The sequence below is a fragment of the Streptococcus parasanguinis genome (assembly GCF_001074805.1).
GTDB classification, from domain to species: Bacteria; Bacillota; Bacilli; order Lactobacillales; family Streptococcaceae; genus Streptococcus; species Streptococcus parasanguinis_A.
In genome coordinates, this window is the sequence record NZ_JUPI01000126.1 from 1 (window position 1) to 24,217 (window position 24,217).

Below are 24,217 nucleotides of genomic sequence, written 5' to 3' on the forward strand. Positions count from 1 at the left end.
GTTGCTCAAAGCACTGCTTTGAGGTTGTAGATAGAACTGACGAAGTCAGTAACATATATACGGTAAGGCGATGCTGACGTGGTTTGAATTTGATTTTCGAAGAGTATTACATGGATAGTATAATCCCTCCCCTTAGGTCAGAGTCAAGGCTTAACATAAAAAAAGTTTTCAGATAAAAAGGCTTGAGTTGTTTCATAGCTTTTAACTCAAACCCCTTCTTTTTTACGGATGACTTACGATCAATTCTAAACCTTGCCCTTCCAAAGTCCAGGATTCAACATCGCTCGGCAAGATAAAGTGGCTTCCTTTTTGAATAGGATAATCCTTTCCATCTACCGTCAATTTACCTTCTCCGGCTAAGACGCTCAATAAGCTGTAATCAGCGGTCTTTTCAAAATCAGCTTTTCCAGTCAGTTCCCACTTATAAACGGTGAAGAAATAACTTGCAACCAAGGTGGTCATTCGAAGATCATCGATCACAACTGTATCTGGATGGCTATTGGCAGGCTCACCGATGTTTAACACATCAATTGATTTTTCCAAGTGAAGTTCCCGCAAGTTTCCTTGAGCATCCTTACGGTCAAAATCATAAACCCGGTAGGTGGTGTCACTCGACTGTTGGGTTTCAAGAATCAAAATTCCAGAACCAATGGCGTGCATGGTCCCGCTTGGCACATAGAAGAAATCTCCAGCCTTGACAGGAACTTTTGTCAGCAAGGCATCCCAGTTCTTGTCCTCAATTTGCTGGCGGAGTTCTTCTTTTGACTTGGCATTGTGCCCATAGATAATCTCAGATCCTTCATCAGCCGCAATCACATACCAACACTCAGTTTTTCCAAGTTCTCCTTCATGCTCCATTGCATAGGTATCATCTGGGTGCACCTGTACACTGAGCCAATCGTTGGCATCCAAAATCTTTGTTAATAAAGGAAAGACAGGCTCTTTACGATTACCGAATAATTCCCGATGCTCTTGATAGAGCTGATCCAATCCCATTCCTTCGTATGGACCATTGGCTACTTTAGAAACCCCATGTGGATGGGCTGAAATCGCCCAAAATTCACCGACATGGTCGCTCGGAATTTCGTAACCAAATTCTTCTTTCAGACGAGTTCCTCCCCAAATTTTTTCCTGCATGACTGAATGTAAAAATAATGGTTGTCCCATAATATCCTCCTCGCATTTCATGTTTCTATTATACAAAAAAAAGAAAGCTTTTGAAAGCCCTTTCCATCATTTTCCTCTCTCGCCAGAAACTTTATTTTTGTGTATAATGAAAGGGATGACACTAAAAGAAAACATTATCCAACTGGCGCATTCTATTGGGATTTCAAAAATTGGATTTACAACTGCTGATGACTTCGCTTATTTGGAAAAATCGCTCCGCTTGGCCGTTGAGGAAGGACGGAATTCTGGATTCGAGCATAAGAATATTGAAGAGCGCATCCAACCCAAATTAAGTCTCTCCTCCGCTAAGACCATCATCTCAATCGCTGTCGCCTACCCCCACAAACTCAAGCAACACCCTCAAAAAACAGCCTATAAAAGAGGAAAATTCACTCCCAACAGCTGGGGGTTAGACTACCATTATGTCCTTCAAGACAAGCTCAACCGCTTAGCTGCTGGGATTGAAGAAATGACGCAAGATTTTGAATACAAGGGCATGGTCGATACTGGAGCACTGGTTGATACAGCTGTCGCCCAACGAGCTGGTATTGGCTTTATCGGAAAAAATGGCTTGGTCATTTCAAAAGAATACGGTTCTTACATGTTTCTGGGCGAATTGATTACCAACCTCGAAATCGAACCGGATCAGCCAGTCGACTATGGTTGTGGAGACTGTCGGCGTTGTTTAGATGCTTGCCCAACCTCCTGTTTAATCGGGGATGGCTCTATGAATGCCAAACGCTGTTTGTCCTTCCAAACCCAAGACAAGGGCATGATGGACCTAGAATTTCGCAAGAAAATTAAAACGGTCATCTATGGATGTGATATTTGTCAGATTAGTTGCCCTTATAACAAAGGGCTAGATAATCCCTTAGCAACGGAAATCGATCCTGATCTGGCTCATCCAGAGTTGATTCCTTTTATCGAGCTGTCCAACGGACAATTTAAGGAAAAATTCGGACATGTTGCTGGAAGTTGGCGAGGCAAGAACATCCTCCAGCGCAATGCCATCATTGCACTAGCCAATGCCAATGACCGTTCGGCCATCCCTAAACTCCTGAACATCATCGAAACTTCACAAAATCAGATCCATATTGCAACGGCTATCTGGTCTTTAGGGCAACTGCTCCGTGAAGTCACGCCGGACCTTGTTGAGCTCTTACGGAATATCAAACATCCGACCGATGCTATCATAGAAGAACGAACTGCTTTCTTTGAAAAATTCGGCATTCAAGCAGATTCACAGCTACAATGAAAAAACACTAAGGTTGTATCCTTAGTGTTTTTTTAGTTCCTTCAAGAAATACCAACTACCCATCTCTACTTGGTTAAAGCTAATCTCACTTGAATAGACTTCCTTGTAACCATTTTTCGTGTAAAAATAGACATTTCCTTTGGTATTGGTATAAAAGGCTAGTTTTTCACCTTTGATCTCTTCCAAGAAAGGCTCAATTCCTTCTGTCATAAAGCGACTGCCATAGCCCTGCCGTTGGTGTTTAGGGGCGACTGCGAGAAGCATCAAATACCAATCAAAGTCTACATTTTGCTCCAATTCCTTATCCGTGTCCTCAATAAATTTAAAGTAGGACAACATATTCTTCAAGGAAATAAACTTGAGCAAACCGAATCCCCCATTTAAGAGATAGGCCCGAAAAGGAATCGGTCCCTTTTGCAACAAGGCTACCGCATAAATTTCATCGTTTTTTTCTGCCACAAGGCAAATATGGTGCTTGAGAAAAACCTTTACCAGGATGCGCATCATTGCCTCAACAAAGGCAGGATATTGCTTGGGATCCCGAACCAAATCCTTGATGACTTTTAAAAATAGATAGTCCTCAAAGGCTGTACTGGCTACTCGAACCACCTGATCCAGATCTGCTTTTTCTGCTTTTCTGTACTTCATCTTCTCTCCTATTCTAAGTCCACTTTCCAGTATACACTATCCCTCGCTCTTAGACAAAGGTCAATTTTCAGCAATTTGTTCATTCAAACCAGCAAAAAGAGTCCTCCCCAGACGAGTCCCAATCCCCAAGCGACGAGAACGTCCTTGGGATAATGAACCCCTCCAAGAACTCGGACAAGGGCTAATAGAAGAGATAGGAGCATCGAGCACATTCCAAACGGAAGCGACAACTGACAGACACACATCGAGATAATGGTCGCCGAAAAAACATGTCGACTAGGAAAGGAATGACCGGATGAATTTTTTTCTAATAAGGGTTGAATCTCCCATTTTTCATAAGGTCTTGGAACATTGACCCAATGACGAAAGAGGCTAAACAAGACAAAACCCGAAGCAGGGATCCAGATAAAAGGCCAGATTCCTCCCATTGAAGTTTTCTTTAAAAACAGCCAACAAAAGACCAGGCCGTAGATGCCTGGCATGGCGAACGTCAAGATTCGATTCGTCCTTTGAAGGACCTGCACACGATGTGGTTTTCTCGTAAAAGGCAGGGTTAGCCAACGATAAAATTTCGGATAATCTTGAAGATTGGGCTTCATGTCGGCACTCCTGTCTTTCATCTTATTTTATACTACTAGTATACGCGATCCTAAGAAAACCTGTCAAGCAAGGCTTCTTTTTTTAAAGTCTATTTCTTCTTTTTCTATACAACCGCTATTCCTTTTTTTGCTTTTATCAATTTTATGTCTCCAAGAATCGACTTTTCTATCACTTTTTCCTAGTAAAAAATGGAGCCAGATTGACTCCATCCATCACTTCTATATGATAACGCCTTCTAGATGATCCATTTCGTGCTGACAGATCTGGGCTGGAAAACCTGACAAATGAATCGTTTTTGCTTTCCAATTCACATCTCGATAGGCCACTGAAATCTCCTCATAACGCGTGGTCGCCCGACTCCCCACTAAAGATAAGCATCCTTCCTCTGTTTGGTAAGGCTTTTTCTTTTCAAGGAGAACCGGATTAAACAGGACCAGATTCTCACTTCCCATTCGGATGACAATCGCCCGTTTTTTCACCCCGATCATATTAGCCGCTAAACCAACACACTCAAGGAGATGAGCGTTTAAGGTATCCTGCAAATCCAAAGCCAAAGTGCGATCCTCAGGCTTTGCTTCTTGCGATTTTTGACCTAAAAATAGGATATCCTTTACGATGCTTTTTTTCATATCTTCCTCATTTCTTCGTTGATTTTATGAAAAGAACCGAGACAGATCAGTCTCGGCTCCAATTGTCATCTACTCTATTGGACAACGGTCTTTTATTTCTTTAATTTTTCGCTCACTTGTTTTGCAAGAACAAAGTTCCCCAAAGTCGCTGAACCATTGCCAGCAACTGCAGGTGTCACAATATAATCTCTCACATCTGGTACAGGGAGATAACCGTTCAAGAGGGCAGTAAATTTCGTCCGAACACGATCCAACATATGTTGTTGCGCCATGACTCCTCCTCCAAAGACAATGACGTCTGGGCGGAAGGTAACCGTCGCATTCACTGCTGCTTGTGCGATGTAGTAGGCTTGAATATCCCACACATTGCTGTTCAGTTCAATGTTTTCCCCACGAATACCTGTACGAGCTTCAAGACTTGGACCAGCCGCAAAACCTTCCAAACAGCCGTTGTGGAAAGGACAAACACCCTTGAATTCTTTTTCCACATCCATTGGGTGTTGAGCCACATAGTAGTGTCCCATTTCTGGGTGTCCAGCTCCCCCTATAAACTCACCACGTTGGATGACACCAGCTCCGATTCCTGTTCCGATTGTATAGTAAACCAAGTTTTCGATATGGCCACCCGCGTTATTGCGTGCGACCACTTCTCCATAGGCAGAGCTATTCACATCTGTCGTGAAATAGATTGGTACATTCAAGGCACGACGGAAAGCCCCAACGATATCTACATTGGCCCAATTTGGTTTTGGAGTCGTTGTGATGAAACCATAAGTGTTTGAATTTGGATCGATATCAATTGGTCCAAATGAACCAATCGCAAGCCCAACTAGATCCTCAAATTTTGAGAAAAATTCAATACACTTATCAATCGTCTCAATTGGCTTGGTTGTTGGAAATTGTACTTTTTCCACAACATTATAGTTTTCATCACCAACCGCACAAACAAATTTTGTACCGCCAGCTTCCAAACTTCCATATAATTTTGTCATGTTGGCTCCTTTTTTATTATGAAAAATATCCTGTATTTATTATAGCATATTTTGTAGTCAATCTTTTTCTCTTCTCTAAAGAAAGAACACACTTTTTTTGAGAAATAAAATTCAAGGACTGGAGATGATAGACCAGTCCTTGAAAACTTATTGTTTCGATTAAGCTTTGACTTCGATGATCGCATCACCCTTCGCAACAGATCCAGTTGCAACAGGTGTGACAGAAGCATAGTCAGCTGTGTTAGTGACGATCACCATAGTTGTGTCTTCAAGACCAGCTGCGGCAATTTTCGCTGCATCAAATGTACCAAGGACATCACCAGCTTTCACTTTATCACCTTGAGCTACTTTTTGATCAAATCCTTCACCATTCATTGATACTGTATCAATACCAACGTGGATCAAGATTTCAGCACCATTAGCGGTCTTCAAACCGTAAGCGTGACCAGTTGCAAAAGCAATGGTTACTTCAGCATCAGCTGGTGCATAGACAACGCCTTCAGTTGGTTTGATGGCAATTCCTTGTCCCATCGCTCCACTTGAGAAGACAGGATCATTCACATCAGACAAAGCAACAGCTTGACCAACGATCGGAGAGATAATGGTTTCGTCTTGAAGAGATGCTGGAAGAGCTCCAGTTGTTTCTTCTTCAATAATAGCTTCTGCTTCTTTGTCCTCTGCAGGAACTGATGAAGCTTCATCTTCATAACCAAACATATAAGTCAAACCGAAACTTAGGGCAGTTGTAAATACAACCATAAATACATATTTCAATAATTGACCGTTTAGATAGAGAAGCGTTCCTGGAATAATTGTAATACCAAATCCTGTACCAGCAAGATTTAACATAGATGCAATCCAACCACCTACTGCACCTGCTCCCAAAGCAATAACGAATGGTTTCACATAACGCAAGTTTACACCAAAGATTGCAGGCTCAGTAATACCTAACAAGGCAGAGATAGTTGCAGGAAATGCTAGAGCTTTCACTTTTTGAGATTTAGATTTCACTGCCACTGCTAAAGTAGCTCCAGCTTGTGCAGTCATAGCCGCTGTAATAATTGCATTAAATGGATCTTTTTTATCTGCAGTAATTAATTGTGATTCAAGAAGATTAAAGATATGATGGACGCCGGTAACGACAATCAACTGATGAACGCCACCAATAAGAAGACCTGCAAGACCAAATGGTAAATTCAAAATAAACTTAGTTACATTTAGTACATATTCTTCGATACTGTGGAAGAATGGACCAATAATAAACAAAGCGAGGAATGACATGATTGTCAATGTGAATAATGGAACCAATAACAAATCTAAGACATCTGGAATTTTCTTATGGAGCCACTTTTCAAGTTTCGCACCAATTAGACCAACGAAGAAAGCGGGAAGAACTGAGTTCTGGAATCCAACCACATGATGGAAGATACCAAAGTATGTTGCTGCTTTAGAAGGATCTTCCGCTACAACCCACGCATTTGGAAGTGTCGGACTGACCATCATCAAACCAATTACAATCCCAAGAACAGGATTTCCTCCGAATACTCGGAATGCAGACCATGAAATCAAGGCTGGGAAGAAGGCAAACGCGGTATCAGTTAAAATTGTTGAATAGGTATAAAAATCAGTAGATTTAAATGCATCTGCTGTTGTGCCAAACAAAGCCAAAACCTGGTCTTGAGCAATGGCACCACGAATCCCCATAAACAATCCAGTCGCAACAATTGCTGGTAAAATTGGAACAAAAACGTCTCCAAAGGTACGGATCGCGCGTTGGAACCAGTTTCCTTGTTTAGCGGCTTCTGCTTTCATTTCATCTTTTGATGATGTTGGTAAGCCAAGAGCTACTACTTCATCATAGATCTTGTTTACAGTACCAGTACCAAAGATGATTTGGTATTGACCTGAGTTAAAGAAAGCACCTTGTACTTTTTCAATGTTCTCAACAACATCTTTGTTGATTTTTGATTCATCTTTTACCATCACGCGAAGACGAGTCGCACAGTGAGCAACACTGCTAACGTTCTCAACCCCACCGATTGCATCGATGACCTGCTTTGCAATTTCTGTATTTGACATTTTGCAAAAATCTCCTTATTTTTTGTAATGTAAACGGTTAAATCGTTTCTACGTTTTTAATTGTACCACGTATTGAAAATATGTCAAGCGTTTTGCAGGATTTTTTTGAAACTTTTTTGGACTTTTTGACACCTTTTGACAGTATGAAACTATTTTCATTTTAAAACAGCCCTGTACTACGCTTTTTAGCACTTTAAATCAGACTTTTATTTTCATTTTCTTTCATATTTTCATAAATTTTCAACTTCTCCTCTTTTCTTCAGGCTGCAAAATAGCTGTCAATCGTTTGACATTTTTTGCCATTTTTTTCATTTATCGCTTGCATTTTTAATAGGAAATCGGTACTATGGAAGTAAGAAAAAATTCGGAGGAATAAAATGGAATGGACAACTGAACGTCGTTACAGACGTTACGAAGACTGGACAAAAGAGGAAAAGCAAGCCATCCAAGATCATATGGCCAAATCTCCTTGGCATACACACTATCATGTTGAGCCAAAAGCTGGTCTCTTAAATGATCCTAACGGTTTTTCCTACTTTGATGGAAAATGGATCTTGTTTTACCAAAATTTCCCATTTGGTGCAGCCCATGGGTTAAAATCATGGGTACAAACAGAAAGCCAAGACTTGGTTCATTTCAAAGAAACTGGTGTAACACTTCTTCCAGACACAGATCTGGATAGCCATGGAGCTTATTCCGGATCAGCCATGCAGTTTGGTGACAAACTATTCTTATTCTACACCGGAAATGTTCGTGATGCAGAATGGGTTCGTCATCCTTACCAAGTCGGTGCTTTGATGGATAAAGACGGCAAGATTGAAAAAATTGACAAAATCTTGATTGATCAACCGGCTGACTCTACGGATCACTTTCGTGACCCACAGATTTTTAATTTCAAAGGTCAATTCTACGCTATCGTTGGTGGTCAAGACCTTGAGAAGAAAGGATTCATCCGTCTCTATAAGGCTGTAGATAATGACTATTCCAACTGGGTTACAGTCGGTGACTTGAATTTTGCAAACGATCGGACAGCTTATATGATGGAATGTCCCAACCTAGTCTTTGTAGGAGACCAACCCGTTCTCCTATACTGCCCTCAAGGCTTAGATAAAGCCGTTCTCGATTATGACAATATCTATCCAAATATGTACAAGATTGGGGCAAGCTTTGACCCAGAAAAGGCCAAAATGGTTGATGTATCTGAATTGCATAATCTCGACTATGGTTTTGAAGCCTATGCGACTCAAGGATTTAATGCTCCCGATGGACGTGCCTATACTGTTAGCTGGCTAGGTCTTCCAGACGTTTCTTATCCAACGGATTCCTATGACTACCAAGGAGCTCTCTCACTGGTCAAAGAATTAACCATCAAAGATGGCAAGCTCTACCAATACCCAGTTGAAGCCATCAAAGACTTGCGCGCTGAGAGTGAGGAATTTGCCAACAAGGCACAAACCAAGAACTGCTATGAATTGGAATTGCAGTTTGAAAAGGATAGCCAGAACGAAATCGTCCTCTTTGCCGATGCAGAAGGAAAGGGCTTAGTTCTCACATTTGATCTGGCTAAAGGATTGGTCACAGTCGATCGTAGCCAGGCTGGTGAGCAATATGCCCAAGATTTCGGTACGAGCCGTAGCTGCACAATCGCTAACCAAGCGACAACCGCTAATATTTTCATTGACAATTCGATTTTTGAAATCTTTATTAATAAAGGAGAAAAAGTATTTTCTGGTCGGGTCTACCCACATGCAGATCAAAATGGAATCTTGATCAAGTCTGGAACCCCTACTGGAACTTACTACGAACTTGATTATGGTCGCAAAGCTAACTGATGTCGCCAAACTCGCCGGTGTCAGCCCTACTACTGTCTCACGGGTTATCAATAAAAAAGGATACCTGTCTGAGAAAACGATTCAAAAAGTCCAAGAAGCCATGCGAGAATTAGGCTATAAACCTAACAATGTTGCTCGAAGCCTCCAAGGAAAATCAGCCAAGTTAGTCGGCTTGATCTTTCCCAACATCAGTAATGTTTTCTATGCTGAATTAATCGACAAACTAGAACACCAACTCTTCAAACATGGCTATAAAACCATCATCTGCAATAGTGAGCACGACTCCGAGAAAGAGCGCGAATATATTGAGATGTTGGAGGCTAACCAGGTAGATGGCATCATTTCAGGAAGTCATAATTTGGGCATTGAAGATTACAACCGGGTAACTGCTCCTATCATTGCTTTTGACCGCAACCTCTCCCCAGAAATTCCGGTTGTTTCTTCAGACAACTATGCTGGTGGAGTGCTAGCAGCAGAAACTTTAGTAAAAACCGGAGCTCGAAATATTATCATGATCACAGGTAATGACAACTCTAACTCCCCAACAGGGCTGCGTCATGCGGGATTTGCATCGGTTCTACCTGAGTCTATGATCATCAATGTTTCCAGTGATTTCTCCCCTATTCGCAAAGAAATGGAAATCAAACAGATCTTAACCCAGCAAAAACCAGATGCTATCTTTGCCTCCGATGATTTGACGGCGATCTTGATCATGAAAGTCGCTAGAGAATTAGATATTCAGATTCCTCAGGATTTGAAGGTGATTGGTTATGATGGAACCCAGTTCATCGAGACCTATACCCCTGAACTGACAACCATCCAACAACCTCTCAAAGACATTGCTATCCTCATGGTGGATCTTTTACTCCAAAAGATCGAAGGAAAAAAAGTAGCGACTACCGGTTATTTCTTGCCCGTTAGTCTCCACTCTGGAAAAAGTGTCTAAAACAACCCCTACAGTTCTATACTGTAGGGGTTGTTATTCGTCAAAAAAAGGCTGGGCAAAAATTGTCTAGCCTTTTATATTTATTTTATATTTAATAGAAATAACTGTATGACGCAGTGGTTGATTGGCATCTTTGTTAGCCTTTTAAGCTCCAAAGATGACCTAATCAACTGTGCGGGGGCGGGAAAACGAACTCTTTTAACTAGTTGGAGTTCTTTCCCACTCCCTTTTTACTTATTCTTCTGTCACAAATTGACTGAGGACACCATTGACAAATCGTGAAGAAGTTTCATCTGAAAAGGCTTTGGCCAATTCCACCGCTTCATTGACTGCAACGATCTGTGGTGTATCAAACTCTGTTATTTCATAAATTCCAAGACGAAGGATGTTTTTCTCCACCAAGGTCAAGCGCTCTACTGTCCAACCAGTTTTCAAATGTTGACCGATTTGTTGATCCAATTGGTCTTTAGACTGATAAACACCCGTCACGAGGTTCATGAGAAAGGCAGGAAGATCGACTTCTTTGTCTTCTGCTAGGTCCTTGTCATGTAAATAAGCAAAGCGACAAGCTTCCACAATGTCTCCATCGTATTCCAAGGCCATCAAGGCTTGGAAGGCACGCTCGCGCAGCTCTCGACGTGATTCTAATAAAATTTCATCAGTCATTGAGGAAGTCCTCGTTAAACAAGTCTTTCAAGTCTGGTTTTGGAGATTTTTCCGTCGCGATACCGACAACGTGAATGTTAACAGCATCCAAGGTTACATCTGCCATATCATAAACCGCAGACTTAACCGCTTTTTGAATCGCTACTGCTACAGATGGCACAGCAACTCCATACTCCAAATAGAGATAGATGTCTACTGAAACTTGACCATCTTCTTCTGTATGAAGGTAGACGCCACGTCCAAGTGAGCGTTTTGATAAGCTATCTGAAACACTTTTATTTTCAAGCGAATAGACACCCTCTACTTTTGCTGTCGCAATCGCAATAATTTTTTCTAATACACGTGGTGCAATAACGATGTCACCAAATTGTTCAGTTGCCATAGAAGTTCCTTTCTATTTGACACCCTGAGATGTCTCTTATGCACGAGAAACGTAAGTTCCTTCAGTAGTGTTAATGACCAATTTTTGTCCAGCTTCGATGAAGTCAGGAACGTTTACGACCAAACCTGTTTCCATTGTAGCAGGTTTACCAGAACCAGTCACTGTAGCACCTTTGATAGATGGTTGAGTTTCTGCAACAGTCAATTCAACAGTTGTAGGAACCGTTACACCGATCACTTCGCTTCCGTAGAATTGAATTTTTACTTCTGAGTTTTCAAGGATGTAAAGCAATTCTTGTTCTACGTTCACCACTGGAATTTCATATTGGTCATATGTTTCAGTGTTCATGAAGTAGGCTGTATCATCCATTTTGTACAAGTATTGAGCTGGAACAGTTTCGATAATCGCTTGTTCAAATTTTTCTTCTGGACGGTAGCTTGTATCAAAAGTTGAACCAGTACGGACATCACGCAACTTCATACGCATAATAGTGTTTCCTTTACCTGGTTTGTGGTGGCTTGCTTCCAAAACGCGGATCAATTTTCCATCAGCTGTTTCAAAAGTCATACCAGCTTTCAATTTACTTGCTTCGATCATGTTTTATTACCTCTTTTTTAAAAATAGATTACTCTTTATTGTAACACACTATTTGATTTTTCTCAAACAGCAATTTCCTCTTTTTAGGAAGGACTGAAAGCAGGAAGAGAGGACAGGGACGAGTCCATGAAATCTCTAGACCTCTCATTATCGCTTCCCTAATCCTTATTGGTCCACAGGCACAATATTGCCATCCGCATCTTTGGTGACATGGACATATTTTCCATCTACTTCAATGTAGAAGGTATGCGGCTTGTCTGGAGCTGGAGAGGCTTGTTTTTGAAGGTCATTGCCAAGGGCTTGGCCTAGGTTCATCCCCATGATCATGTTCATGCCATTGCCACCTTCATTTTTGGCAGCTGCCACCAGGGCTTCATTACGGGCACGACGCTCTTCAATTTCGATGGTATTGTACTTCATCGCTGCCAATTCACTGTCTAGTTTATTAACCTTGGCCATACTGTCTGCATCGTAGCTCAAATCTTCGATGAGGACATTGGTTAATTCAATACCATATAATTCTGCCCAAGTTTTGTTCACTTCACGTTTTGCGACTTCATTGAAGACGTCTTGGTCCGCATTGATATTGTAGATATCTGCCTTATTTTCTGCCGTATATTTTGAAATGGCCACTGCAATTTTTGGCGCTAAGTTTTGGCGCAAGGTTCCCTGAGCCACATCTTCCAAGGTAAACGGTTTGTCAGCAGTAATTTGGCGGCTGACTACACTAACGTAAAAGAGTACAGGATCTGCTACTTTAACATCATAGAGACCATAAAAACGAATGCTCAGAAGTTGTTGGTAACGGTCGCTAAAATACTCGACTGGATTTTGGGTGCCAAATTTATTTCCTGTAAAAGGTTGCATCCGCACAAAAATAATTTCTTGCTGGGTGACCACTTGGCCACCAAATGAGAAGCGATTCTTGAACTGGTCCCAAGTCCCTTTAACGCCCCCCTTTTCAAACAACCAGGCATTTTCACCAGCTTGCCATTCGTGGCTACCTGCTTCTAGAAGGTCTCCTAGAAAAGTTCCATTATTGACCAAAAGAGCAACATAGCCTTGAGGAACAATGACGACAGATCCATCTGTCAATAGCCCCGTATTTTGGTTGCTCTGACGAGAGCGTCCATCTGGATCTTTGGTCAAGAGCTGTCCCTTAATGGCCAAAGCTGTTGCCGGAACAGCTTCTGGCAAGGTAATAGCTTCCTTAAATTTACTATCTTGAAAACTTGAAATGCCCGCTGAAAGGGCTGCTTTAATAAATCCCATATATTCTCCTATCTGTAGAATTCAATTTCATCCACAACTTCATAAACATCCAAGACCCAATCTTTTGGATTGTGTTTCAAGGACGCTTGGCAATATTCACACTTGTCGATTGAATCGATCGTCAGCGGCGCACCACAGTTCGGACAGTGATCACTTAAGACTTCAGAATTCTTAATGATCTCTGTCTGAGCCCCGTGTTCACGGAGAAAGACCATGCGGTATACTGTAAAGAGATCTTTGGTTGGATCCCCTTCGATCACACGACCCGATTCATCGTCTCGGATGTAATCTCTCATCGTCGAAGACAGAATGACTTCAATGCGGTCATTGCCTTCTGGATTTTCGATAAAGTCTTTGATCTTGGAATCTTCCACACGCACGCGCTCTAGAACATTGGTTGTTTTGGCACGAATATGCTCTTGCAACTGCGTCAAGTGTTGCTCATAAAGACTCGTACTTTCTAAGTTCCGTACGGAATTCCAATCTTTTTCTGTCCAGGCAGACTGCAATTGAAGATAAACCAGCTTGACTTGCGACAAGAAGCGGTCTTCATCAAACATTGGATCCAGTTTTCGGATGCGGCGAATGGCTTCATAGTTGTTTTCAATTGGTCGGCCAGCCCGTTCTTCGGTTGTCCGTTTTGGACCACTATTTGAAGAGGACGAATCATCACTCTCATTAGCCTCTTTTGCAATATTATAGACAAAGCCAATCAATCCAACGATAGCAAAAATTGCTACTACACCACCAGAGTCTGTTCCAGAACCAGAACTGTAGCTACTGGATCCACCAGACCAGCTGCTGCCACCAGACCAACTACTTCCGCCATCGGACCAACTGCTACCGCCACCAGACCAGCTGCTACCACCACCTGAATCAATCAAGCTACTGCCACCACTATCTGTATTACCGACACCAGCATGGGCAGAAGGAGCAAATACAAATAGCAAAACTACTAGAAGAATTCCAACTATTACATTTCGTTTTTTCATAGGCCTCTTTTCTTATCTTTGTTTGTTACACAGGGGTTAAGAAAATACTGTCTATTTTATAGGACAATCAATTCTTTAGGAGCAAGCGTCAAGACTTCACAGCCAGTTTCTGTGATCAAGAGGTCATCTTCGATGCGCACACCAGAGAGACCTTCGATATAAATACCTGGCTCATCTGTTAAGACCATCCCTGCTTGAATAGCTTCTTTAGACGTTTGGCTGAAGTATGGTTCTTCGTGGATATCTAGCCCAATTCCATGACCGATTCCATGAGTAAAGTATTGACCATAGCCGGCTGCTTCGATCACATCGCGTGGGATTTTATCAAAATCACGGAAGCCAAGTCCATCTTTGGCAGCAGCAATCAAGGCTTGATTGGCTTTCAAAACTGTTTCGTAAATTTCTCTTTCCTTGTCGCTGACATGTCCTGCATAGATCGTCCGTGTCATATCGCTGACATAGTGGTCATACAAGCAACCAAAATCAAGGGTCAAGGCATCTCCTGCTGAAATCACCCGATCACTTGGAGTTGCGTGAGGCATCGCAGAGCGTTCACCAGCTGCGGAGATGATATCAAAAGATACACCAGAAGCTCCCAACTCCCGCATTCGAAAATCGAGGAAAGTCGCTGCTTCCAACTCTGTCGTTTTCCCTACCTTGATATAATCCAAAATATCATGGAAGGCTTGGTCAGAGATGCTACAAGCTTTTTTAATGGCCGCAATCTCCGTTTCATCTTTAATCAAGCGCAATTCCATCACAAAGTTCGCTAGGGATTGAAGGGTAATGCCACTGAAAACAGAAGCCATACGGGCATGGTAGGCCACCGTCACTTCGTCTTCAAAACCAAGTTCTTTGATTCCAAGGTCCTTAACGATCTCTGCAGCTGCAGTCAACTCATCGCGGGTTTCCACAATCTCTACAAAGGGGAAACAAGTCGCATGGGCATGAATGGTGTAGCGCGAATCCGTAAAGAGGACCACGCGTTCTTCTGTCACCAAAGTTGTCCCATTTGAACCCCAGAAATTGGTCAAATAATAAACATTTTTCAAATTGTTAACCAATACTGCTTTGAGGTTTTGGGCTTTCATTTTGTTTCTTAAGTTGCTGATCCGTTGGTTCATTGTAATTTTCCTTTCAAATATTGTCCTGTGTAGCTAGCAGGATTTGCTGCTACTTCTTCTGGTGTTCCGATCGCAATAATGGTTCCACCACCGACACCGCCTTCTGGTCCTAAATCGATGATATGGTCTGCTGTCTTAATGACATCCAAATTGTGCTCAATCACAAGGACCGTATTGCCATCATCCACAAATCGCTCTAAGACTTTGATCAAGCGAGAAATGTCTTCGGTATGAAGTCCGGTCGTTGGTTCATCCAAGATATAGAAGGATTTTCCTGTAGAGCGCTTGTGCAATTCAGAAGCCAACTTCATCCGCTGCGCTTCCCCACCTGAAAGGGTGGTCGCTGGTTGCCCCAGTGTTACATAGCCCAAGCCCACATCTTGGATGGTCTTGAGTTTGCGTTCAATTTTCGGAATGTGCTTGAAGAATTCGACTGCCTTATTGACCGTCATATCTAGCACTTCTGCGATATTTTTTTCCTTGTAGTGGACTTCGAGGGTCTCACTATTGTAGCGACGTCCATGGCAGACCTCACAAGGAACAAAAACATCTGGCAAGAAGTGCATTTCAATTTTTATGATGCCATCTCCTGAGCAGGCTTCACAACGCCCACCCTTGACATTGAAACTAAAGCGACCTTTCTTATAGCCCCGAATTTTGGCTTCATTGGTCTGAGCAAAGAGATCTCGAATGTCATCGAAGACGCCTGTATAAGTTGCTGGATTGGAACGAGGGGTCCGACCGATCGGGCTTTGATCAATGTCGATCAAGCGATCGATATGCTCAATCCCCTGAATGGTCTTGTATTTCCCTGGTTTTTCCGAATTGCGGTTGAGCTTTTGAGCGATGGCTTTTTTCAAGATGCCATTGATCAAGGTCGATTTCCCAGAACCGGAAACTCCAGTGACTGCGATAAATTTGCCCAAAGGAAAACGCGCTGTGATATCTTGTAAGTTGTTCTCACTGGCCCCTGTAATTTCAATAGAACGACCATTTCCTGAACGGCGCTCTGTTGGAACCGGAATCTTGCGCTTGCCGGACAAATATTGGCCGGTAATGGATTTACTATTACGAGCCACCTGCTTTGGAGTTCCCGCAGCAACGATCTCTCCACCAAAGACACCGGCACCTGGGCCGACGTCGATCAGGTAGTCTGCTTCTCTCATGGTATCTTCGTCGTGTTCGACGACGATCAAGGTATTGCCTAAATCACGCATCTTTTTGAGACTGGCAATCAGGCGGTCATTGTCCCTTTGATGGAGGCCGATTGACGGCTCATCCAAGATATAAAGGACTCCAGAGAGGTTGGAACCGATCTGGGTTGCCAAGCGAATGCGCTGACTCTCTCCACCTGATAGTGTTCCTGCTGAGCGTGACAAGGTCAAGTAATTAAGGCCTACATTGTTTAAGAAGGTCAAACGATCTTTGATCTCTTTTAGGATCGGTCTTGCAATCGTGGCTTCATTGTCTGTTAAGACCAACTGATCCACAGCTTTTAAGTGATCCGCAATCGATAGATCTGACACCTCCCCGATATGCATACCTTTCTCCCCACCGACACGAACAGAAAGAGCCTGGTCATTGAGACGGTAGCCATGGCAGGTCGCACAGGTCAATTCGTTCATATAAGAGCGCATTTGGTTGCGGGTAAAATCACTATTGGTCTCACGGAAACGGCGGTGAATATTGGTTACGACTCCTTCAAAGGGAATGTCGATATCTCGAACCCCACCAAACTCATTTTCATAGTGGAAATGGAATTCTTTCCCGTTTGAGCCATAGAAAACCAAGTCCTTTTCTTCTTGAGAAAGATCTGAGAAAGGCTGATCCATGTCAATACCAAAATGGATCATGGCCTGCTCCAACATCTGAGGATAGTAGTTGGAAGAGATCGGATTCCAAGGAGCAAGAGCTCCTTCGCGAAGAGTTAAGCGATCATCTGGCACCACCAAATCTAAGTCCACCTCTAGCTTAATGCCCAGCCCATCACAGTCTGGACAGGAGCCGAAAGGCGCATTGAAAGAAAAGAGACGGGGCTCTAATTCAGGAACGGTAAAGCCACAGACTGGACAAGCATAATGCTCCGAAAAGAGCAGTTCCTTTCCATCCATGGTATCAATCACCACATAACCGTCCGCTATCCGAAGAGCTGCCTCAATCGAATCAAAGAGACGCGAGCGGATGCCCTCTTTGATCACGATCCGGTCCACCACCACTTCAATCGTGTGCTGTTTGCTTTTAGAAAGTTCTGGGACCTCTGTCACATCATAGATCTCACCGTCAACTCGGACCCGAACATAGCCGTCTTTTTGGACTTTTTCAATGATATTCTTGTGCTGGCCTTTTTTCTTGCGGATAATAGGAGCTAGAATTTGCAGGCGTTGGCGCTCTGGTAATTCCAAGACTTGATCGACAATTTGCTCAACCGAAGAAGCGGTAATAGCGCCATGTCCATTGATACAATAAGGCGTCCCTACACGTGCATAGAGCAGGCGCAGGTAGTCATTGATCTCTGTTGCCGTCCCCACTGTAGAACGTGGGTTTTTACTGGTCGTTTTTTGGTCGATGGAAATGGCTGGACTCAAGCCGTCAATGGAGTCGACATCTGGTTTTTCCATATTTCCCAAGAATTGCCGGGCATAGGCCGATAAGCTCTCCACGTAGCGGCGCTGACCTTCTGCATAGAGGGTATCAAAGGCCAGACTGGACTTTCCAGAACCAGACAAACCCGTCACCACGACTAATTTGTCCCGTGGAATTTCCACATCTATATTTTTTAAATTATGGGCGCGTGCCCCATGAATGACAATTTTATCTTGCATGTTCTTACTCTAATCACCTTTTTGTTAACCTCCATTATAACAAATTTTTTAGTATTCTTTTATCCAAAACCGTCCTTTTTCTGATATAATGTTAAGGTGTAAAAAAACAAGGGGAGGCACCATGAAACAGGTCTTTTTATCGACAACGACTGAATTTAAAGAAATAGAGACGCTGGAACCCGGTAGCTGGATCAACCTTGTGAACCCTTCTCAAAGTGAATCGATGGAAATCGCCTCTGCTTTTAATATCGATATTGCAGACTTACGGGCACCACTCGATGCGGAAGAAATGTCCCGTATGACTATCGAAGATGAGTATACCTTGATCATCGTCGACGTTCCCATCAAGGAAGAGCGGAACAATCAGACCTACTACGTGACGATTCCGCTAGGGATTATCCTGACAGAAGAAGCTATCATCACGACCTGCTTGGAGAAATTGCCGCTTCTAGATATCTTTATCAACCGACGCTTGCGGAATTTCTATACCTTTATGCGGTCACGCTTTATCTTTCAGATCCTCTATCGCAACGCTGAACTCTACTTGTCAGCGCTTCGTACCCTGGATCGAAAGAGTGAACAGATTGAAAGCCAATTGCACAAATCAACGCGTAATGAAGAGCTGATTGAGTTGATGGAGTTAGAAAAAACCATCGTCTACTTTAAGGCCTCTCTGAAAACCAATGAGCGCGTGATCAAGAAATTGACCAGTGCCACTAGCAACATCAAGAAATACCTAGAAGACGAAGATCTACTGGAAGATACCTTGATCGAAACCCAGCAAGCCATTGAGATGGCGGATATTTATGGAAACATCCTCCACTCCATGACCGATACCTTCGCATCAATCATCTCCAACAACCAGAACAACATCATGAAGACCTTGGCCATGGTGACCATCGTCATGTCCATCCCAACCATGATTTTCTCGGCCTACGGGATGAACTTCAAAGACAATGAATTACCGCTCAATGGAGAACCAAACGCCTTCTGGCTGATCATTTTCATCGCCTTTGCCCTGACCGGGTCTCTCGTCGTCTACCTCATCCATAAAAAATGGTTCTAACACCTACTAATAATACTAAGGAGTATTTATGTCTCAATTTGATTTGAATCAACTCAGCAAGAAAAACCAAGAATTTATCCGCATCGCCAAACACCAATTGCTTGAAAACGGGAAATCAGAGGAAGAAGCAGAAAGCCTCATCCAAGAAATTCTTCCAGCTATCCATGAAAACCAAGGAAAAGGGATTCCGGCACGGACTCTTTTTGGAGCTCCAACTGTTTGGGCGAATTCTTTCAGCGAGAAAGAACGCTATGAAAAAGAGCATCCGAAATTAAACGATGCTCCCTCTCTTATGATTTTGGATTCCTTCCTCTTTATCTTTGGTGTCTTTGCTGCGATTAGCGCCTTTATGAACTTGGTCGCACCGCGTCGTACTGGCTATGGGTTGATCACCTTGATCCTTGGAAGTTTGACAGGGGCTCTGCTCTTGTATCTCATGTACTACTTCTTCTATCAGTATATGGATGGCACAAAAGATCGCAGTGAGCGTCCCTCTCTTTGGAAATCCATGCCGATTCTTGTCGGAGTCATGTTCCTTTGGGTCATCGTCTTGTCCTTTACTTCCTTACTTCCACAAGTCCTCAACCCAACTATTCCAGATGTTTTTGCCATCGTTTTAGGAGCTCTAGCGCTTGTCCTTCGCTTCTACCTCAAGAAACGCTTTAATATTAAAAGTTCGAGCACAGCACCTGCAACTCGACGCTAAAAAGAAACGGATGAAGTTTTCATCCGTTTTTGTTTTACTGTATTTCCCTGTTCAACCTTTTTGAAAAATAGAGGACTAAGTCATCATTGTTTTCACAAGAACTGTAAGGGTCCAAGGGCTGATCCCTAAACCAAATTCCAGATCCATCTGGGATATAGCCTCGTTTAACATACAGTCTTTGAGCTGGGCCATAACCCGAGTGTAAACCAACCCCTAAAGTAACAATCTCTGATAGTAGCCGGACTCTTTTTTCCGCCTCCTCTAGAAGTTGATTCCCAATTCCTCGATTTCTAAATGGTTCAAAAACATTAAAATCAGATAGTTCAGGATAGACTCCCACGAAAGGTCCGTGCTTGGCAGCAGGCAATATAGTGATATAGCCTGCCACAAATCCATCCGACTCAGCTACTAATACGTCCCTCTCTCTATTCTCCTGCTCCTGAAAATAGCTAGTCAAGATATCCTCTCTACCCGGCCACCCTTGGTGGGTAAAGGCTTGAGATATGTGCTCAATATCTGCCTTTATCATCCTCCTGATGATTACACCTTCCTTCATAATTCCCTCCTTGATACATTTCTTCCCACATTATAACACGATTAGAGCTAGGGAAAGGTCAAAGAGGTCCACCGGACCTGAAAAAAAGACCCTTATGGGTCTTAATTCGCTTTCTTGTTTTCAAACTCGTGAAAAAAAGACCCGTAAGGGTCTTTTTTTTAATCTTCGTTTACGAAAGGCATCAAAGCCATTACGCGAGCGCGTTTGATAGCTGTTGTTACTTTACGTTGGTTCTTCGCTGAAGTTCCAGTTACACGACGAGGAAGGATTTTCCCACGTTCTGAAACGAAACGGCTAAGAAGCTCAGTATCTTTGTAATCAACATATTCAATTTTGTTTGCTGCGATGTAATCAACTTTTTTACGGCGTTTGAATCCGCCACGACGTTGTTGAGCCATGTTTAATTCTCCTTTATAGTTTTAATTCGTTAAACCCATTCTTAGAATGGAAGATCGTCGTCTGAGATGTCCATTGGATTAGCACCAAATGGATTTTCTTCACGACCAAAGTTTGGCGCTGCATTGCTTGGTTCAGATCCACCAAAGCTTGGGGCTGCATTTCCAGCAAAACCACCGTTACCTGATGAATAGCCACCAGCTGCATGCCCTTCGCGTGCTGCACGGCTTTCCAATAATTGGAAGCTGTCTGCTACGACTTCAGTGACATAAACACGTTGACCTTGCTGGTTTTCGTAATTACGTGTTTGAATGCGACCGGTAATCCCAATCAAAGCACCTTTCTTAGCCCAGTTGGCTAAGTTTTCTGCTTGCTGACGCCAGATCACACAGTTGATGAAATCGGCTTCGCGCTCTCCATTCTGACTCTTGAAGTTGCGGTTGACAGCTAGGCTGAAAGTGGCAACTGCTTGATTGCTTGGAGTGTAACGAAGTTCAGCATCACGGGTCATACGACCGACAAGTACAACATTGTTAATCATAAGTCACCTCTGATGATTTCTTACGCGTCAACTTTTACGATCATGTGACGAAGAATGTCACCGTTGATTTTTGAAAGACGGTCGAACTCGTTAAGAGCTACAGCGTCGTTTGCTTCAACGTTTACGATATGGTAAAGTCCTTCACGGAAATCTTGGATTTCGTATGCAAGACGACGTTTTTCCCAATCTTTTGATTCAACAACAGTTGCACCGTTGTCAGTCAAGATAGAATCGAAACGTGCTACCAAAGCGTTTTTAGCTTCTTCTTCAATGTTTGGACGAATAATATAAAGAATTTCGTATTTAGCCATTGATAATGTTCCTCCTTTTGGACTAATGACCCCAAGTCTTTGCAAGGGGTAAGTGAGGTTTACTCACAAGAAACTATTATACCAGACTTTTCGAACAAAGGCAAGGATTATCTTTAGGATTTGATACATCATTTTTTACACACCCTACGATATTAAAGGGAAACTTCCCCTTAAAAATGGCAATTAATAGAAGGAAAGATACTCCTTTCCTGTCCCTTTTCCTTAAAGAAAACTGATATCAGTTAGCTTTAAGCTTGAGTCTTTATACTAGCTACAACAAATCTCAAGAAACGAGGAACGATTATGAATTATCTTATCATCCCCGCCTATCAACCGGATCTGAATCTTGTCAAATTGGTTCGCCTGGTTCACGCTAAGAGTGATCTCCACATCATCGTCGTCGACGATGGAAGTGACGACGACAAGAAAGTGATTTTTGACAAATTGGACGGTCTTGCGACAGTCCTGACCCACGAGCACAACCAAGGAAAAGGGCAATCTCTCAAGACTGCTTATGCATACATCCTAGAAAGAGGTACCTATGGAAGCGTTGTTACAGCTGATGCAGACGGTCAGCACAAAATTTGGGATATTTTCAGGGTTGTTAACCAATCTCAAGAGCATCCTGGAGCACTTATTTTAGGAGCACGCGCCTTTTCTGGCAAAGTTCCTTTGCGTTCTGCTTTCGGAAACAAATTGACCCGTTTCCTCTTCAAACAACAAACCGGAGTGGCAATCAGCGATACCCAAACAGGTTTACGGGCTTTTACTACGAATCTATTGCCTTTCATGCTTGAGGTTGACGGACAGCGTTATGAATATGAGATGAATGTTCTCCTTGCAGCAAGCAAGTCCTTCCCCATCCTAGAAGTTCCGATTGAAACAGTCTACATCAATGACAATGAAGGTTCCCACTTCCGTCCTATCCGAGATGGTCTCATGATCTACAAGGACATGTTTAAGTTTGCCCTCTCCTCTCTGAGTAGTTTTATCGTTGACTATCTGGTCTACGCTTTCTTCCTTTTTGTAATGATGGCTGTGCCCATTAGTCTTCGCATTCTCCTAGCGAACGGGATCGCTCGTGTGACGAGTTCCATTTTTAACTACTCGACTAACAAGCACCTGGTCTTTAAGAATAAAGACAGCGTCGCTAAAACAGGAAGTGGCTACTTTGGTCTAGCGCTCGGCCTCTTTATTCTCGATACGCTCTTGATTCGACTCTTCTATACTGCTTTCGGGCTCAATCTCCTGATCAGTAAAATTGTCGTTGGCTTCCTCCTCTTTCTGGTCTCATGGGTGATCCAGAAAAAAGTAATCTTCAAAGAAAGGACAGCTCCCCACCATGAAATTCTTTAAAAAATCCTATACCTATGCTGCCTGCTTTGGCCTTCTTTTGACCAGCAGTTTTAGCTACTCGATGCTCAAGACCTTTGTCTTATCCGATGCCATCCAAACCGTAAAAGCTACCACTACGGACACTAAGGCTGCCAAAAAAGCAGCTGCTTCGGCAATAACGACCGATACTAGCTATTCAGATGACAATATCCAGGTGACTTTAACAGAAAAAACAGTTGAAAATACCCAGGTTTACATCGCAGATATCACAGTCAGCTCGGCAGATTATCTCAAGACGGCCTTTGCACAAAACACCTACGGGACAAATGTAACGGCTAAGACCTCCGTCACAGCCGCCAACAACAATGCTATTCTAGCAGTGAATGGTGACTATTACGGGGCTAACAGTACAGGATACGTCATCCGAAATGGAGTGGTCTACCGCGATACCGTTCGAGAAGACTCTAGCAATGGCGACTTAGCCATTTACAGGGATGGTTCCTTCAAAATTATCTATGAAGATGAGATCTCTGCGGATCAATTGGTCAAAGACGGGGTCGTCAATCTCCTTGCCTTCGGACCTTCCTTGGTTGAAAATGGTGAGATTACGGTAGACACCAACTCAGAAGTTGGACAATCCATGGCATCCAACCCACGTACAGCGATTGGGATCATCGATGAAAACCACTACATTATCGTCGTATCAGATGGACGGACTTCAGAAAGTGAAGGACTGTCTCTCTACCAATTAGCGGAAGTGATGAAGTCTTATGGCGTTAAAACAGCCTACAACTTGGATGGTGGTGGATCTTCTACCCTTTATTTCAATGGCCAAGTTATTAACAAACCAACTACAAATGGTACTATTTCAGAAAGGGCGGTGAGCGACATTGTCTACATCGGTTACTAATCCTATCAAAAAACGATTGAAAAAAACGATTCTCTGGTATCCTCTTATTTCAGCTTTCTTCTTCGTTGGAAGTCGCATCTATGAACACTTTAGTTTTGGCGAGACCTCTGCCTTCATGCACTACCTCTTCTTGATTCCTTTGATCGGTGGCGCCCTACTAGTGCTTCTACAGTTGATGGTGAAAGGCTTCTCTCGCCTGAGTCTCAATCTTTGGAATTCTGGAGTGGCTACGCTCACAACCGGAGCCCTCTACCGAGGGATTGTCAACCTCTCTGGTCGATCTACTACAATGGATCAACTCTATTATTACCTTGGAGTTGCCTTTCTAGCACTGGCTCTGATCAGCCTCTTCTTTGTTCGCAGTGTCTGGATAGAGAAAACAGCCTAAGACAT

Annotated in this window: 25 protein-coding genes; 8 read left to right on the forward strand and 17 right to left on the reverse strand. The window is 42.9% G+C overall.

The window, feature by feature from the left end:
• Positions 1-222: 222 nt before the first annotated feature.
• Entirely contained in the window at positions 223-1,167 is a 945-nt protein-coding gene (gene manA, locus ADI76_RS08910; RefSeq protein WP_049506488.1) for a mannose-6-phosphate isomerase, class I, read from the reverse strand.
• 115 nt (positions 1,168-1,282) lie between these two features.
• Between manA and queG the strand changes: the two genes are divergently transcribed.
• Entirely contained in the window at positions 1,283-2,422 is a 1,140-nt protein-coding gene (gene queG, locus ADI76_RS08915; RefSeq protein ID WP_049515916.1) for a tRNA epoxyqueuosine(34) reductase QueG, read from the forward strand.
• Positions 2,423-2,443: 21 nt separating this feature from the next.
• Here the strand turns inward: queG and ADI76_RS08920 are convergent, their stop codons facing one another.
• The 5 genes from ADI76_RS08920 to ADI76_RS08940 all read right to left on the reverse strand — a co-directional run bounded on the left by ADI76_RS08920 (position 2,444) and on the right by ADI76_RS08940 (position 7,370).
• Entirely contained in the window at positions 2,444-3,070 is a 627-nt protein-coding gene (locus ADI76_RS08920; protein WP_049515919.1) for a GNAT family N-acetyltransferase, read from the reverse strand.
• 83 nt (positions 3,071-3,153) lie between these two features.
• Complete coding sequence (locus ADI76_RS08925) at positions 3,154-3,669, reverse strand: phosphatase PAP2 family protein (RefSeq protein WP_049515922.1); 516 nt, start codon at positions 3,667-3,669, stop codon at positions 3,154-3,156.
• Between the two features lie 219 nt (positions 3,670-3,888).
• Positions 3,889-4,299 (reverse strand): peptide deformylase, encoded by a 411-nt coding sequence (locus tag ADI76_RS08930; protein ID WP_049515924.1) that lies wholly within the window; start codon positions 4,297-4,299, stop codon positions 3,889-3,891.
• Positions 4,300-4,391: 92 nt separating this feature from the next.
• Positions 4,392-5,291, reverse strand: coding sequence for a fructokinase ScrK (gene scrK, locus ADI76_RS08935; RefSeq protein ID WP_049474068.1), 900 nt, complete (start codon positions 5,289-5,291; stop codon positions 4,392-4,394).
• 159 nt (positions 5,292-5,450) lie between these two features.
• Positions 5,451-7,370 carry a sucrose-specific PTS transporter subunit IIBC gene (locus ADI76_RS08940; protein WP_003008594.1) on the reverse strand — a complete coding sequence of 640 codons (1,920 nt, stop codon included), beginning with the start codon at positions 7,368-7,370 and terminating at the stop codon, positions 5,451-5,453.
• Between the two features lie 377 nt (positions 7,371-7,747).
• Between ADI76_RS08940 and ADI76_RS08945 the strand changes: the two genes are divergently transcribed.
• Together ADI76_RS08945 and ADI76_RS08950 are read left to right on the forward strand one after the other, a co-directional pair.
• Positions 7,748-9,202 carry a sucrose-6-phosphate hydrolase gene (locus ADI76_RS08945; protein WP_049515927.1) on the forward strand — a complete coding sequence of 485 codons (1,455 nt, stop codon included), beginning with the start codon at positions 7,748-7,750 and terminating at the stop codon, positions 9,200-9,202.
• Entirely contained in the window at positions 9,183-10,148 is a 966-nt protein-coding gene (locus tag ADI76_RS08950; RefSeq protein ID WP_049515930.1) for a LacI family DNA-binding transcriptional regulator, read from the forward strand. The genes ADI76_RS08945 and ADI76_RS08950 overlap by 20 nt, the downstream gene beginning before the upstream one ends.
• 234 nt (positions 10,149-10,382) lie before the next feature.
• Here the strand turns inward: ADI76_RS08950 and nusB are convergent, their stop codons facing one another.
• The 7 genes from nusB to uvrA form a co-directional block, all read right to left on the reverse strand.
• A complete protein-coding gene (nusB, locus tag ADI76_RS08955; RefSeq protein ID WP_049515932.1) occupies positions 10,383-10,814 on the reverse strand; it encodes a transcription antitermination factor NusB in 432 nt (143 codons plus the stop codon).
• Positions 10,807-11,196, reverse strand: a complete 390-nt coding sequence (locus ADI76_RS08960; protein ID WP_003005404.1) for an Asp23/Gls24 family envelope stress response protein — start codon at positions 11,194-11,196, stop codon at positions 10,807-10,809. The genes nusB and ADI76_RS08960 overlap by 8 nt, the downstream gene beginning before the upstream one ends.
• 36 nt (positions 11,197-11,232) lie before the next feature.
• Positions 11,233-11,793 carry an elongation factor P gene (efp, locus tag ADI76_RS08965; protein ID WP_003005479.1) on the reverse strand — a complete coding sequence of 187 codons (561 nt, stop codon included), beginning with the start codon at positions 11,791-11,793 and terminating at the stop codon, positions 11,233-11,235.
• A 165-nt stretch (positions 11,794-11,958) separates the two neighbouring features.
• Complete coding sequence (locus tag ADI76_RS08970) at positions 11,959-13,065, reverse strand: SPFH domain-containing protein (protein ID WP_049515934.1); 1,107 nt, start codon at positions 13,063-13,065, stop codon at positions 11,959-11,961.
• 8 nt (positions 13,066-13,073) lie between these two features.
• Entirely contained in the window at positions 13,074-14,057 is a 984-nt protein-coding gene (locus tag ADI76_RS08975) for a TIM44-like domain-containing protein (protein ID WP_049515936.1), read from the reverse strand.
• Positions 14,058-14,113: 56 nt separating this feature from the next.
• Positions 14,114-15,181: a M24 family metallopeptidase gene (locus tag ADI76_RS08980; RefSeq protein ID WP_049515938.1), complete on the reverse strand. Its 1,068-nt coding sequence runs from the start codon at positions 15,179-15,181 to the stop codon at positions 14,114-14,116.
• Complete coding sequence (gene uvrA, locus ADI76_RS08985) at positions 15,178-18,003, reverse strand: excinuclease ABC subunit UvrA (protein ID WP_049515941.1); 2,826 nt, start codon at positions 18,001-18,003, stop codon at positions 15,178-15,180. The genes ADI76_RS08980 and uvrA overlap by 4 nt, the downstream gene beginning before the upstream one ends.
• Before the next feature lie 121 nt (positions 18,004-18,124).
• Between uvrA and ADI76_RS08990 the strand changes: the two genes are divergently transcribed.
• Positions 18,125-19,069 (forward strand): magnesium transporter CorA family protein, encoded by a 945-nt coding sequence (locus ADI76_RS08990; protein WP_031576884.1) that lies wholly within the window; start codon positions 18,125-18,127, stop codon positions 19,067-19,069.
• Positions 19,070-19,097: 28 nt separating this feature from the next.
• Positions 19,098-19,775: a DUF1129 domain-containing protein gene (locus ADI76_RS08995; protein ID WP_031576885.1), complete on the forward strand. Its 678-nt coding sequence runs from the start codon at positions 19,098-19,100 to the stop codon at positions 19,773-19,775.
• 34 nt (positions 19,776-19,809) lie between these two features.
• Here ADI76_RS08995 and ADI76_RS09000 read toward each other — a convergent pair whose 3' ends face one another.
• From ADI76_RS09000 to rpsF, 4 genes are all read right to left on the reverse strand, one after another.
• A complete protein-coding gene (locus ADI76_RS09000) occupies positions 19,810-20,331 on the reverse strand; it encodes a GNAT family N-acetyltransferase (RefSeq protein WP_049515943.1) in 522 nt (173 codons plus the stop codon).
• A gap of 158 nt (positions 20,332-20,489) precedes the next feature.
• Positions 20,490-20,729: a 30S ribosomal protein S18 gene (gene rpsR, locus ADI76_RS09005; RefSeq protein WP_000068664.1), complete on the reverse strand. Its 240-nt coding sequence runs from the start codon at positions 20,727-20,729 to the stop codon at positions 20,490-20,492.
• 41 nt (positions 20,730-20,770) lie between these two features.
• Positions 20,771-21,268, reverse strand: coding sequence for a single-stranded DNA-binding protein (locus tag ADI76_RS09010; protein WP_049515946.1), 498 nt, complete (start codon positions 21,266-21,268; stop codon positions 20,771-20,773).
• A 20-nt stretch (positions 21,269-21,288) separates the two neighbouring features.
• Positions 21,289-21,579 carry a 30S ribosomal protein S6 gene (rpsF, locus tag ADI76_RS09015; protein ID WP_003005040.1) on the reverse strand — a complete coding sequence of 97 codons (291 nt, stop codon included), beginning with the start codon at positions 21,577-21,579 and terminating at the stop codon, positions 21,289-21,291.
• Between the two features lie 303 nt (positions 21,580-21,882).
• Here rpsF and ADI76_RS09020 point away from each other — a divergent pair, with 303 nt between their 5' ends.
• From ADI76_RS09020 to ADI76_RS09030, 3 genes are read left to right on the forward strand one after another with little or no spacing between them, the layout of a single operon-like run.
• Positions 21,883-22,935 carry a bifunctional glycosyltransferase family 2/GtrA family protein gene (locus ADI76_RS09020; RefSeq protein ID WP_049515948.1) on the forward strand — a complete coding sequence of 351 codons (1,053 nt, stop codon included), beginning with the start codon at positions 21,883-21,885 and terminating at the stop codon, positions 22,933-22,935.
• Positions 22,922-23,824 (forward strand): phosphodiester glycosidase family protein, encoded by a 903-nt coding sequence (locus tag ADI76_RS09025; RefSeq protein WP_049515949.1) that lies wholly within the window; start codon positions 22,922-22,924, stop codon positions 23,822-23,824. Before ADI76_RS09020 ends, ADI76_RS09025 begins: the two co-directional genes overlap by 14 nt.
• Positions 23,805-24,212, forward strand: coding sequence for a hypothetical protein (locus ADI76_RS09030; protein WP_049515950.1), 408 nt, complete (start codon positions 23,805-23,807; stop codon positions 24,210-24,212). The genes ADI76_RS09025 and ADI76_RS09030 overlap by 20 nt, the downstream gene beginning before the upstream one ends.
• Positions 24,213-24,217 lie beyond the last annotated feature (5 nt).